Annotated in this window: 10 protein-coding genes; 2 read left to right on the forward strand and 8 right to left on the reverse strand. The window is 47.4% G+C overall.

All coding sequences use genetic code 11. From position 1 onward, the window contains the following. The first annotated feature begins 5 nt into the window (after positions 1-5). Positions 6-2324 carry a penicillin-binding protein 1A gene (locus FJM74_RS08515; RefSeq protein ID WP_187262173.1) on the forward strand — a complete coding sequence of 773 codons (2319 nt, stop codon included), beginning with the start codon at positions 6-8 and terminating at the stop codon, positions 2322-2324. A 14-nt stretch (positions 2325-2338) separates the two neighbouring features. After that, a complete protein-coding gene (gene uvrC, locus FJM74_RS08520) occupies positions 2339-4147 on the forward strand; it encodes an excinuclease ABC subunit UvrC (protein WP_187262174.1) in 1809 nt (602 codons plus the stop codon). Between the two features lie 558 nt (positions 4148-4705). Here the strand turns inward: uvrC and porN are convergent. The 8 genes from porN to FJM74_RS08560 form a co-directional block, all read right to left on the reverse strand. Beyond that, the gene (gene porN / locus FJM74_RS08525) at positions 4706-5548 is read right to left on the reverse strand and encodes a type IX secretion system ring subunit PorN/GldN (RefSeq protein ID WP_187262175.1); all 843 of its coding nucleotides are present in this window, start codon (positions 5546-5548) and stop codon (positions 4706-4708) included. A gap of 19 nt (positions 5549-5567) precedes the next feature. Further along, a complete protein-coding gene (gene porM / locus FJM74_RS08530; RefSeq protein ID WP_187262176.1) occupies positions 5568-7151 on the reverse strand; it encodes a type IX secretion system motor protein PorM/GldM in 1584 nt (527 codons plus the stop codon). 49 nt (positions 7152-7200) lie between these two features. Further along, positions 7201-8004, reverse strand: coding sequence for a type IX secretion system motor protein PorL/GldL (porL, locus tag FJM74_RS08535; protein WP_187262177.1), 804 nt, complete (start codon positions 8002-8004; stop codon positions 7201-7203). A 94-nt stretch (positions 8005-8098) separates the two neighbouring features. Next, complete coding sequence (gene porK, locus FJM74_RS08540) at positions 8099-9118, reverse strand: T9SS ring complex lipoprotein PorK/GldK (protein ID WP_187262178.1); 1020 nt, start codon at positions 9116-9118, stop codon at positions 8099-8101. Between the two features lie 468 nt (positions 9119-9586). Further along, on the reverse strand, positions 9587-10546 hold the full coding sequence (locus FJM74_RS08545) for a PorP/SprF family type IX secretion system membrane protein (protein ID WP_187262179.1): 960 nt from the start codon (positions 10544-10546) through the stop codon (positions 9587-9589). A 158-nt stretch (positions 10547-10704) separates the two neighbouring features. Further along, positions 10705-11511 (reverse strand): uroporphyrinogen-III synthase, encoded by an 807-nt coding sequence (locus FJM74_RS08550; protein WP_187262180.1) that lies wholly within the window; start codon positions 11509-11511, stop codon positions 10705-10707. 55 nt (positions 11512-11566) lie between these two features. Beyond that, positions 11567-12733: a DUF4271 domain-containing protein gene (locus FJM74_RS08555; protein WP_317175546.1), complete on the reverse strand. Its 1167-nt coding sequence runs from the start codon at positions 12731-12733 to the stop codon at positions 11567-11569. Next, the gene (locus FJM74_RS08560; RefSeq protein WP_187262181.1) at positions 12711-13766 is read right to left on the reverse strand and encodes an MraY family glycosyltransferase; all 1056 of its coding nucleotides are present in this window, start codon (positions 13764-13766) and stop codon (positions 12711-12713) included. The genes FJM74_RS08555 and FJM74_RS08560 overlap by 23 nt, the downstream gene beginning before the upstream one ends. Positions 13767-13896: the final 130 nt, after the last annotated feature.

Genomic DNA, 13896 nt, shown 5'->3' on the forward strand with positions numbered 1-13896 from the left:
TACACATGGCTACCCGTCAAAAAAAGATTCAGGCATCAAAAAAGAATTCCTCTCCTAAAGTAGCTACGGCTCTCTGGATACTCTTTATCGGAGGTTTCGTCACTTTCATTCTCTACGTGTATGCTGTCAGCATCAATTTTCTGAATTTGTTCGGAGAGTTGCCAAACCTGCGTTCGCTGGAGAACCCGAAAAGCGAAATTGCTTCTGAGCTGTATTCAGCCGACAATGAGTTGCTGGGGAAATATTTCCGTGAAAACCGTTCGCCTGTTGTTTATGAGGAGCTGCCCGAAAACCTGATACAAGCACTTATCGCCACAGAAGATGTCCGGTTTGAGGATCACTCCGGCATCGATGCCGAGGCTACAGCCAGGGTAGTGGCCTCTGTGCTCCTCGGGCAGTCGAAAGGAGGGGGTAGTACGCTTACACAACAGGTGGCCAAGAACTTGTTCAGTACCCGCAGCGAAGAACTTAACAATGGCCTCCTGAACAACACCAAAGGCCTGAGAATGCTGATCCTGAAAACGAAAGAGTGGATCATGGCCATTAAGCTGGAGCGTTCTTATACCAAGAAGGAAATTCTGCTGATGTACCTGAACACCGTAGACTTTGGCAGCAATGCCTTTGGTATTAAAGTGGCGGCTAAGACATTCTTCAACAAAAAGCCCCAGGATCTGCAGGTGCATGAGTCGGCGGTACTGGTGGGTCTGCTGAAAGCGCCAACCTTCTACAGCCCTAAAATGAACCCTGAGAACTCCAAGCACCGCCGCAATGTGGTGCTGTCGCAGATGGTGAAGTATGGCTACCTGCCAGCAGCGGAATATGACAAGATAAAAAATGAAGCCATCGTGCTGGACTACCGGGTAGAGAACCAGAACCAGGGGCTCGCGCCCTATTTCCGGACCGAGGCCAGCAAGTTCCTGCTCAGCTGGTGCCGCGAAAGCGGCTACAACCTGTACGAAGATGGCCTGAAGATCTACACCACGATCGACTCCCGTATGCAGCGCTATGCCGAGCAGGCGGTGGCAGAACACATGAAAGACCGCCAGAAAGCTTTTTTTGAGCACTGGAAAGGCCGTAACCCGTGGGTAGACCGCAACAATCAGGAAATAAAAGGGTATGTAGAAGCCGCTATAAAACGCACCGACCGCTACCGCAGGTTAAATGCACGCTTCGACGGCAATGCTGACTCAATTAACTACTACTTGAACAAGAAAATCCCGATGACTATTTTTACCTGGGATGGGGAGAAGGAGGTTAACATGAGTCCTATCGATTCGCTTAAGTATTACAAGCACTTTCTGCAGGTTGGTTTTATGGCGATGGAGCCCCAAACCGGCCACATAAAGGCCTGGGTGGGTGGCATCAACTACAAGCACTTTAAATACGACCACGTGAAACAAGGGGCACGACAACCTGGGTCTACGTTTAAACCCTTTCTGTATACCGCCGCAATTGAGCATGGCTACTATCCTTGTTACGAAACCATAGACACGAAAGTATGTATTCCGTTGGATGATGGTACCATGTGGTGCCCCAGCAATGCCGACAATAAATACTCTGGCAATAAGTATACGCTACGCAATGCCCTGGCCCAGTCAGTTAACTCCATCTCGGCATTTCTGGTAAATAAGCTGGGTCCTGAAACACTGGCCTCTACTGCCAGGCGCATGGGCATTTCTACTCCCATGGATGCCACCCCTTCTCTGGCCCTTGGTGTTAGTGATGTTACGCTTTACGATATGGTGGGCGCTTACGGCACCTTCGCGAATGCCGGCACTTGGACCCGGCCCAATTATATAACCCGGATAGAAGATAAGCATGGCAACGTACTTTATGAGCCTGTTCCTGACAAAGTAGATGCCTTGAGCGAGGAGACTGCTTACCTGATGGTACACATGCTGCAGGCGTCTACCGAGAATGGCAGAGGCACTGCCTGGGGCCTTCGGTCTCGGCACGGACTTAAAAATGAGATCGCTGCCAAAACCGGTACTACCCAAAACCAGTCCGATGCCTGGTTTATGGGCTTTACGCCCGATCTGGTGGGCGGCGTTTGGGTTGGTGGCGACGACCGCTCTATTCACTTCCGCACCATAAGAGAGGGGCAGGGTGCCAAGCTGGCTATGCCAGTGTATGGCGCGTTTATGCAAAAAGTGTATGCCGACAAGAGCCTCGATGTTTCTAAAGAGCCCTTTGCCAAACCTTCTGCGCCACTATCGGTAGAATTAGATTGTTCTAAATACAACAGCGGCTACCAGATAGACTCTACCCGGCAGGATGAGTTCCTGCAGTTCCCTGCTGATGTAGACCTGGGGGATGTTATCTAACTTTAATTGCAAGAATGGCTGCGAACGAGAAGCTGAAAGAGAAGATTGCGCACCTGCCTCATAAACCGGGCATTTATAAGTTCTTCGATGAAACCGGAATAATTTATGTAGGCAAAGCGATTGACATCAGGAAACGCGTGAACTCCTATTTCAACCGCTCGGCCCAGCATAATAAAAAAACGCTGAAGCTGGTCTCCAGGATACAGGATATTGAATTCACCATTGTTGATACCGAAACAGACGCTTTCCTGCTGGAGAACAACCTGATCAAGCAATATCAGCCCAAATACAACATACTGCTCAAAGATGGCAAGACGTACCCTTACATCTGTATTGTAAACGAGCGATTCCCGAGGGTCATGTACACCCGCAACAAGATCAGCGATGGCTCCCGGTACTTTGGCCCTTATCCTAGCGTAACCACCATGCATGTCGTGCTGGACCTCATCCGGACGCTGTACCCGCTGCGCACCTGCACCTATAACCTGTCGCCGGAGAATGTGGCAGCCGGCAAGTTTAAGGTGTGCCTGGAGTACCATATCGGCAACTGCAAAGGCCCTTGCGAGAACCTGGTAGACGAAACAACTTACAATCAGAACATCGCCCAGATCAAAAGCATATTATCTGGCAACTTATCCGTAGCCAAAAATTACTTTAAGGAGAAAATGTCTGCAGCGGCAGAGGAGTTTCAGTTTGAGCTGGCCCACCAGTACAAGCAAAAGCTGGACATGCTCGACGATTTCCAGGCTAAATCGACGGTGGTGAGCAACACCCTTACCAACATCGATGTTTTTACGATAACCTCTAACGAGAAATGCGCTTTTATAAATTACCTGAAGGTGATGAACGGCTCGATCATTCTGACGCAGTCGCTGGAACTGGAGAAGAAGCTTGACGAGCCGGACGAGGAAATCCTGGCCTACGTGATTGTACAGCTGCGCCACGAGTACGAAAGCACCTCCCGTGAGGTGATCACGAACCTGGAGATCAGGCTGCCGCTCGACAATATTTCCGTTACCTACCCGCAAATCGGTGATAAGCGCAAGCTCCTGAACCTGTCGTTAAAGAATGCCTTGTACCTGCGCAAGGAGCACGAGGGGCGGCAGGAAAAGAACAAGGATCTGAGTGAGCAGCGAGAAGTAAGGGTGCTGGAGACTCTGAAAAAAGACCTGCGCCTCACAGAATTGCCACGCCACATCGAGTGTTTCGACAACTCCAACTTCCAGGGCGACAACCCGGTGGCGTCTATGGTGTGTTTTAAAAACGGCAAGCCTTCCAAAAAGGATTACCGCCATTACAATATTAAGACCGTGGTAGGGCCTGATGATTTTGCCTCTATGTACGAAGTGGTGACACGCCGCTACAAGAGGCTCCTGGAAGAAAACCAGCCACTGCCGCAGCTCATTATCATAGATGGCGGAAAAGGGCAGCTCAGCATGGCTGTAAAGGCGCTGAAGGACCTGAACCTATGGGGCCAGATTGCTATTATAGGCATTGCCAAGCGGCTGGAAGAAATTTTTTATCCGGGTGACAGCCTGCCCCTGTACATCGATAAAAAATCGGAATCGCTGATGCTTATCCAGCGACTACGAAACGAGGCACACCGGTTTGCTATTACCTTCCACAGGAGCAAGCGCGATGCCGGAACCCTACAGACCGAGCTGACCACTGTTAAAGGCATCGGTCCTGCTACGGCAGAAGCTCTCCTGACCAAGTTTAAATCTGTGAAGAAGCTGAAGCAACTAACGCAGGAAGAGCTTGTGCAGGAGGTGGGTGAGCGGAAAGCTGCCATCTTATTTGCGCATCTTCACGCCGCTTCGTAGGCCTGTTGCTCTTTTTCTAAGCATTTTCAAATTTTACCCCAAACAGCAGCAGGAGCCGCAGCGCTTCCGGAGGGGCATTTTCATTAGAATAATTCTGAGATCTGGCTTTAGAGCTTAAAGAAGAGACTGGGTGTTGCAGATGGAGCAATGGCTTGTGAAGCATTAATCGTGAAAGCCGCATTTCCTGTTTAGCATTTAGCAGGTTAATTCTCCTTCATATCATAAAACAGCACCAAAGGCTTTGCGGTGTGCACGGTTTCTGCGAGTGTCTCAGGGCTTCTTTTATGCTGAGTTGGCAGGAGCTGACTACCCGGCAAGGTTTGAACCAATCCCGATTATTAGAATGAAATTGCCCCTCCGGAAGCGCTGCTGCTCCTGCTGCTACAAAATTCAGGAAATTATTTGAATGAAAAATGGCCTTCAAAGTAATTTCTATTTGTTGCCACTGCCGCACCTTTTCCTTTTAGAAGGTTAAGGTTCCAGGAATGAAGACCACAGATTAGCACAAAAAAAGGAGACCGTCTGGGTCTCCTTTTTTTGTGCTAATTGATATACTTACTAGTAGCTCCAGAGGCTGTACTCATATTCTATAAGTGCTTCTGCGGCTTCTTGTGCTGCTAACAGGCTTTTCTGGCCAGGTCCGTAAATATCACCTAAACCCTGGTTGCCTGGGTTGGATATTTTAGTGATGTAGGAACTGAACAACCATAACTCGAACGCTTCCGCCAGGTTTTTGTGCTGAGCTTCGTTGCGTGGGTTGTACCAGATTGCTGCTTCCGGGTTATTTTTGAACAGACGGGCCAGATCGCTCATCTTAAAGCTTGCCACATGCTCTTCAAATCCTTTGGCACTTAGTGTAGAGGGCACCTTTATGCTGATAGACTGAATATCATGGTACATTCTGGAGCGCTTTTTATCGAAGATCAGATCTTCTTTCAGTTCCAGCAGGTACAGATCCTTCGGAAAATACTCCATGCTTACAGGAGCAACAGGCTCTGCATTGTTAGAAACAACCGCTCCCCATGGGTCATCATCAGGTTGCGTCTTGAAGATTTCATCTTCTGGCGTCATCTCCTGCGAACCGCTTGGCGTCATGCGCTGCACAAACTCCTCCTGGGTAATAGGCGTAGCCAGTGTGTCGGACCGGTAGGCTATAAGCTCTCCGCTTTTTACAGCATCGATTATGATCTTCGTGATTTGCCTGTTCTCCGAGAACATCGGTTTGTTCTGCTTCTCACGTAAATCTATCTTCCGCCACACCGTCTTCTTAAATAAGATATCATGGTCAGGTATGGGTCTTACCGACGGGCTGCTATCTACTGTAGAAGGCACTTGTTGCGCCATCGCTTCTACCGAGAGCAGGGCACCTACCATCAGGCTAAATACTTTAATCATTCTCATAACCTAGCTTGTTTAGGTTTTAGTTTAATGGTATTGTAAAGAGGGTCTCGCTAACTTTTGCCGGCTGTGGGCTGTTCTGGTAGTTCAGACGTTTTACGTCCAACACTTCCACTACCACTCTATCGCCTTTCTGAGCTTTAGCTGCAAAGTTAGTCAGGTTCGCTGTAGGGCCATTCACAGTGGTCTGGTCTATCGGTTGGTTACCTCTTACTAAATACGCTTTCCACTGAAATACCCTGAAATTAGAATCTTTTGGCAATAACTGCCTGAAGCCTTCATCCGCTACGGCACGTATCTCTACCTGACGCAAGGCGCTGGAAGCCACACCTCTTCTAACATCTATCGGGTTACCATTTACTAACGTCACCAGTTCTGGTTTTGGTATCGGACGAACTTTAAATGTCTCAGACCCGATGGCATTTCCGCCGCTGCTTACGTTAAGTCTAACTTCTGCTGCACTTGGCACAATGGTTACCCTTCCTTTTTGTGCTCCTTTAATGGCAGTGCCACCTGTAGCGCTAAAGCTTGGATCGTAGATGGCTCCCAAAGCAGGCACCTGCACGTTCAGTTCGTTGGCACACTGGTAGTAAAGCGCCTGCACAGAGGCAGACTGAATTTGAATTACAGGTTTCGCAACCACGTACTCTTCTTCTACATTCAACGTTTCCGACTCTCCACCTTTATCTATGATAACCTGGCCTTTCCAGGTTTGCTTGGAGTTACCATCCGCATCGTAATTAGAAGCAGCAGCCGTAAATTCTATGATACCTTTTCCATCAACTACATTTACAGGTTTTCCCTGGAAAGTCATTCTTGGTGTAATGGCATCAGAAGAAGCGGCAATAAACATTTCGGCTTTGTATTTTGTACCGGCAGCTACTGTTTTAGACTCAGCGCGGGCCATGGCAAAAATTTTCTCAAACTTGATAATGTCTGCTCCTACCTTCTGGGCTAATGTAGATAAAGCGTCGGCCTCATACTTCAGCACTTCCGATTCTTTCTGAGAAAGCACAGCCAGGGCTGCTACCATAGGTGTTTCCTCGAAGTTCAGCTGCGCGAAGTCTTTGTTGCGCTGCGCTCTGTCTCTGCTGGCAACCGGGTCCTCAGATCCGCTCATGGCCAGGTTCGGCATATTTTCGTTATACTGCCGCATAAATTTGGCGTACTCATCCAGGCGGTTTTTCAATTCATAAGCGGCACCGTTCTTCTTGCCTCCGATCATGGTGATGTTTACCACTTCGTTGGATTCAGGATTTACGTAGTGTCCTTCTTCGTTTTCTCCGCCTGTTTTTGCAACCAGTTCAGTTCTTAAACCGCGTATGTAGGTAATCAGGTCTGAGGTCTTCTCACGTATTTGTTTTGCGTCCTGAAGTACCCGCTGGTCGTTTGCTCTGTTGCCGCCATCGGCAACAGCTTTTGTTATATTAGATACTACGCCGGCATTATCCTGTATTGTTTTATCGTTCAGTTCCTTTAAACTATTGTCGAGGAATTCAAACTTTAACAGGATAGCCGAGCTCACGTTAAGGGCGAGAAGTGCGGTCAGTACAAGGTACATCATACCGATCATCTTCTGCCGTGGCGTCTCTTTTCCTCCAGCCATTTTTTATACTGTTACTTTTAAAAAGTTTATGAAATGATTGTCAGAGGAATTAGCCTTTCATGGCTGTCAGCATGTTACCATACACTGTGTTAAGTGAATGTAAGTTCTGCGTTAATCGGGCTACTTCCTGTTTGAATTGCTCTGTGTCTTTGCTGGCGTCTGTCAGGTTTTCCATGGCGATGCTCAGGTTGCCGTAGAACTTGTTCATGGCCTTCAGGTGGTTGTTGGCATCCTGCAGTTCCATTTCATACACAGCGTTCAGGGCTCCAAGGTTTCTGGTCATGCTCTGTACCTGCTTGTGGTACTCCTGCGCGTCTTTAGTAGAACCAGCCATCTGAGAGATAGCGTTGGCGGTAGCCGTGTAAGCTTCGTTGATTTTGGTCAGAGAGTCTGCTGCAGCTTTTACTTTTACAGTATAATCCTGTGTAGCGGCAGTTGCCTGCGACATGTCGGCCATCTGGCCAGTTACGGTAGTCAGTTTGTTGAAACCGGCACCCAATCTGTTTATGGTTTCCGGCGTAATATCAGCATCGCGGAACATATCGTCCAGCTTTTTAGTAGCAGAAGGACCTCCGGCAACAGCAGCAGTTGCTGGCACCAGGCCATCGCCTACATAATCTTCCGCTAGTTGCGGATAAACCCTTGCCCAATCTGGCTCATGGCCTTGTGGCTGAAAGGCACTCAATGCAAAAATTACTGCTTCTGTGCTAAGACCAACAATTAGCATCAAATCCGCCCCTGCCCAGTGCTGTATTTTAAATAATGCACCAACGATTACGACAGCCGCACCAAGACCATAAATTTTTGGCATTAACACGTCGTATAAAAAACTGCGACCTTTAGCTTTACTCATTTTAATTGTTAATTTTTTTGTGAATGATTAGGGTTGTGTTTGTTTTTTTAGCTCTTCGAAAGCTATAGGTTAATTACTATTTTTTTGATGAATTTTATCTAAGCTCATTGCCGGAAGATCTTCCGATGTAAATCATAGCATTTCTGAAGCCGATATAAGACCTGGAAGAATCCTGAAACTCGAAGTTGCGGGTACCGGTTTCCAGGAAGTAGGCAATATCTTTCCAGGAGCCACCTCTCACTACTTTGCGAGGTTCGTTGTCGTCTTTGTAAACTGGGTTCAAATCCCATACTACCGGAACAGTAGCATCGTAGTAGGCATCTTCGCACCATTCAGATACGTTGCCGGCCATGTCGTAAAGGCCAAAGTCGTTCGGGAAGAACTGAGCCACCGGGGCTGTGTAGGTAAAGCCGTCGCTGTAGTAATCGCCGCGGCCGGGTTTGAAGTTAGCCAGTAAGCATCCTTTGGCGTTGCGCAGGTAAGGTCCGCCCCATGGATACACGGCCATGTCTCTGCCACCTCTGGCTGCATATTCCCATTCTGCTTCGGAGGGCAGTCGGAAAGAAGGAAGAGGGGCAAGGCCTTTTTCTGTATTTGCCTGGTTTTTAAGTTTAGTGCGCCACTCGCTAAAGTATTTGGCAGCAAACCAGTCTACACCCACCACTGGGTAATCATCAAAAGCCGGGTGAGAGAAATAATATTCCATCAGTGGGTCGCCCATATGGTAGGTAAAATCGCGCACCCACACGGTTGTGTCCGGGTAAAGCTGTGTCATCACGAACTCCTCCCCCAATACATCCAGCGAGTCTTCCATCATGACATTTATAAACTGACGATACTCATTATTGGTAATCTCAGTCTCATCCATATAAAAGCCGCCGATAGTAACCTGCTTGTTCAGGTTAGCCATAGACGCAGCTATATCCTGGTCTGCCTGCCCCATGTGGAATGTGCCGCCAGGGCAGGGTACCATACCATAAGGCACCTCCTGTGGGTTATACTCCGGGCGGTCCTCTGCTCCGACAAGGTCACCTTGGGGTCCTCTTCTCATTCCGCAGCTTGCCAGCAATATCACCGCCAAAGCAAAGGAAGACAGCTTTATTAGTTTGTTCATGATAATTTTAAAAAGGTAAATTTTTGAGTATTAGTTCCTGCACACTTTTTCTGAAGTAGCAAATATATATTATTTGAAAATAATAAAAAACAATTACAGACTTTACTGAAAGTATTATTTTTCAACGACAGTTAGAAAAAATTAGTATTAATTACAAGAAAATTTTTGGTGCATTTTTTCAAGAGTAATCCAGGCCAGCATAGTCCAAAATAATACTTTTTAAAGCATAAACTATTGAACCATTAGGGCTTTTTGCCTGCAACAAAAACGGTTCCAGAAAATTTGCCACAATGTTTCTCTACATCACTGCCTATTCCTCTTCCAGTTTATTTTGCAAATATCTTCTTTCATGCTTTGTCATTAAATACCTTCTTTCAGGTATTTTTCGGCGTCCCGCATAAGGCCTCCTCTCATACCAGCCCGGTATTCCTGCTCCAGGAGCTTTTTAATGATGTTTAACCGAATGTGTTATCTGGTAAAATTATATCTGGGAGTGCGAACAGGTGGCCTCACCCTCGGAGCTGGCTCAGGCAAGCGGTAGGAAAGCATTATTTCATGTGATGTTGGCGCTTTGGCCGATCGGTTTATGGTTATAAAGTCAAATGCATACCCTACTCTTAAGGCGTTGTTTGGCAGTACAGAAATACCAACCAGCGCACCCAATGCCTCCTGATGTCTGAAGTTCAGGCCCGCCCAATACTTTTCATCATATGTGAGCCTGGCACCTACATCGTAAGAAAACGTTTCGGTGTCGTGCTTCAGCAAGGCGGTAGGGGTAAGGGTCAACATATTAGTTACAGGCAGGTGGTACCCCGCCGTTATATACATATGGTTTTCTCCCAGCACTTTACCGGTGCCTGTATGGGTAGAGTCTGCAAACTCGAACTGTGCCCGCAGCAGGTTCGTAACACCACCCCCCGCATAAAAAGTTTCAGACTCGTACCATAACCCTGCCCCAATATCATACTTGGTATCGCTGCTGTTATATGGTATGCTCGGATCTCCCGGATCTATGGCCCTGTAGTTTCCTTTCTTTATGTTATTGATGTTCCCCTGCACCCCTATCCCCAGCTTTCCGCCGCCTACGTTCAGATGGAACGAGTAAGACAGGGCAGCATTTGTTACGCTCATGTTTGCGACCCTGTCCCGGACAAGTTGCAAGCCTACACCACCCTTCAGAAAAGACACCGGTGTATGCGCTGTCAGCAACAAAGTCTGGGGAGCCCCGCCATCATCAAAACTCCCGCTGTAACCCAGCCACTGGTATCTGTAAAGCGACATAATCTCCGGCCTGTTGGTGATGCCTGCATAAGCGGGGCTTATATACATCCCGTTAAAGCCGTAATGGCCAAATTGTGGTTGTTGCTGGGCCCAGGCGTATGTCTGACAGAAGAGCATCAACAGGAGCAGGGGTAGAAGCTTTCTCATAGTTTATTTTAAGAGGCGTAGAAATACTGAGACAACAACGTAAGCCATTGTTCAAATATAGCTATTAATGTGAAAACGCAAAAGCATGCAGCTTTTGTCTTGCCGCACACATTTGCGTTTTAATTAGTATGGAGAAATAAACTAAAAGTTACACTAGTCTACTTATTTTTTGTGCCCAGCTTCTGGTTTTGAATATAAACTTCTATAGCACCGGTCATAGAGGGTGCATTCGGCATAGGTGCCTCAATATCCAGTTCTAAGTTCGCATCGCGTACAGCCTTGGCTGTTGTAGGTCCAAACGCCGCAATACGGGTATTATTTTGCTTAAAATCAGGAAAATTTGCAAATAAAGAGGTAATACCCGATGGGCTGAAAAAGGCAATGCAGTCGTAGGTCACATCGTCGAGGTCTGAGAGGTCTGCAGCAACTGTTTTGTAAATAACAGCCTCCGTATGCTTGATCTTGCTGGATTCCAGAAACTCAGGGATATCGTCTTTCCGGATATTGGAGCAAGGGAATAAAAACGTTTCTCCCTTATGCTTTTTTATTACTTCAAACAGGTCTTTGGCTGTTTTCTCGCCCACAAACAACTTACGCTTACGCAGCACAATGTATTTCTGCAGGTAATAGGCCGTCTGGTCAGAAATACAGAAATACTTCATGTCGGCGGGCATTTCTATTTTACTCTCCTGGCAGATCCTGAAAAAATGGTCTACGGCATTGCGGCTGGTAAAGATGATAGCAGTATGCGCCAGAATATCAACCTTATCCTTGCGAAAATCTTTGTATGGCACCGGTTCTACTTCAATAAAAGCCCGGAAGTCTACTTTGATGCCATATTTTTCCGCAATAGACAGGTAAGGGGAGTTGTCTGTTGTGGGCTGCGGTTGTGTTACAAGAATACTTTTAATCGGAATGCTATGCCTATCTGGGTTTATACCCGCCTTTTCATTGCTGTCAGCCATATAATGAGCTTATTTAAATGTTGACCTGCTGCCGGTTGGCTACATGCATTTTACTCTAGTAATTAAAAACTATAAGTTTTAGCATAATTGCCAGCGGAATCACTTCTGTGGCGCAAAGGTATGAAAATAAATGCAAATTAAGTACAGAGGCCTTTTTATTTACGGTAGTAAATATCCTTATACAAGTAAAAAGCAGTAATAAAGAAACAGTGAGATTGGATATAAATAGGACGGTTTTTGGCTCGGTTATATTGAAACTGAGGTAGACCAGCATGATAACAGGCAGAAACATACCCCAGAAAAGGATGGTTCTCAGAAACTCCCTGTACTGCAGTAGCACCAGCTGCTCCAGCCCAAAAATAAAGGCCATAATCCGCAGAAACAGGTACTTGATCAGCACGAACAGGAAAATTAAAGCAGAATAAAAAAGTATTTTGGTGGTTATATCAGCCTCCGATACAGGGAACAGCCTGTTGAACAGCACAAAATGCTGCACGTTGGTGTGGATGGCCGCTATAAGCAGCGCCAGCGACAACGAAAAGCCAAGCACAAACAGAATAACCGACCAGGTAACAGGCTTAGACAAGAAGCCCTGCTCTATGCTGGAGCGGCTGAAGCTGCCCAAAAAAATATCGTTAAAATCAGCAGGGAAGGTGGCTTTGAGAGCCCCATATAGCAGCGCAATGAGCAGCAGGAACAAAATAAACACATTCTGGTTCACATACTCCCGCACTACTACCGAGAAAGGCCGCTGCGCCGCCTGCTGGCTTTCCTGCTCCTTTACCTTGTTCCGGAAGGTGCGAATGTCGGGGTGCTGGTAAGGGTGCCACACAGTAAGTAGGTACCTGCCCTCTACAGGCTTTACCCGGCTCAGGTAGGCAGTCAGGTCCAGGGTATAGTTCAGGGCCGAGTCTGCCACAAAAATAAGCTGGTTGTTCAGGTAAAGGCACTGCTCCTTTTTGGCCTTAAAGCTAATCTCGAAAGGTTGGGCAGGCGTAATGGACACCCACTGGTGCACTGCGTTATAGTTAGTGTGCAGGTCGGCTATGTAGGGAGATAGCTGCGTGGCCCCCGGCTCGTAAATTAACCAGTTGCCATTTATTGTGTTTTTCTGATCCAGGGGTAGTACCTGCGCCTGCAGGGGCGTTGCAGCCCCTACTAGCAGAACCAGCCCTAAAAGATAACTGTACCAGCAGCGGTCAGGCTTTTGCTTTAGCAACACGCTGCGGACTTCGCGACTTATATACACCTAAAATAATACTTAACACCACAGAGAACGATAGGAGCATCAGCAACACCCCTACGTTACCCCAGGTGGAGAAGTTAAACGCAAACAATATAACCAGCACATTTATAAAAGCCAGTATGAGCACGGTACTGATCTGACTGAACCCCATGGCGAGCAGCCGGTGGTGCACATGATTCTTGTCGGGAGCAAACGGCGACTTCCCGTTCAGGATGCGGATGGTCGAAACGCGCAGGGTATCGAAGAGGGGCACAAACAGCACGCCCAGCGCCACAGAGGGAGAGGCTGGCACAGCCCGCATCTCGATGAACTGAATGGCCAGAATAGAAACAATAAAGCCACAGAGCAATGACCCTGTATCGCCCATAAAGATGGTGGCCTTATGGAAGTTGTACCTCAGGAACCCCAGGATGCCACCTATCAGGCAAAAGGCAACAGTGGCGTAGTTGCCATAGACAGGCCCTCCGTACAAAAAGAAATAAATGCCAAATGCCATGCTTATGATCAGCACCATGGTGCCGGCCAGGCCGTCAAGCCCGTCGATGAGGTTAATGGCATTCGTCACGCCCACTATCACCAGAAAGGTGAAGCCGTAGCTCATGCCTATCTGCAGCTCCCCTATACCAAAAATACCCTGGAAACTGGTAATGCGGATATCGGCCATAAACATGACAATACCGGTAGCCAGCAGCTGCACTGCAAATTTCTTAAGCGCAGAAAGGGTTATCAGATCATCTTTGAGGCCTATAAAGAACAGAATTATGCAGCTTGCCAACACTTGCTGCACTCCATTGTTAAGGTCTGTAAAAATAGTGAGCGCCGACATAAACCCGGCAAACACAGCCACGCCCCCTAACCTTGGCGTAAGGGTTTCGTGCACCGTACGCAGATTGGGCTGATCAAGGATATTCTTAAGGTGCGCCACTCTGATAATGGAGGGAACAGCAAAAATGGCAATAAGAAAGGCCCAGCTAGAGGTTAGGAAAAGGGGTAGTAGTTTCTGTTCCATAAGCTTGTTATGCAAAGTAAAGGTCGAGGCCTTTTCTTAAAGATAAAAATAAAGCAAAAGTCAGGGGCAGATTCACCAGCCGATAAGGACCAGCATCCACTTTTTTTATGTAAAAATAAAAAACATCTGA

This window comes from Pontibacter beigongshangensis, from assembly GCF_014332515.1.
GTDB lineage: Bacteria > Bacteroidota > Bacteroidia > Cytophagales > Hymenobacteraceae > Pontibacter > Pontibacter beigongshangensis.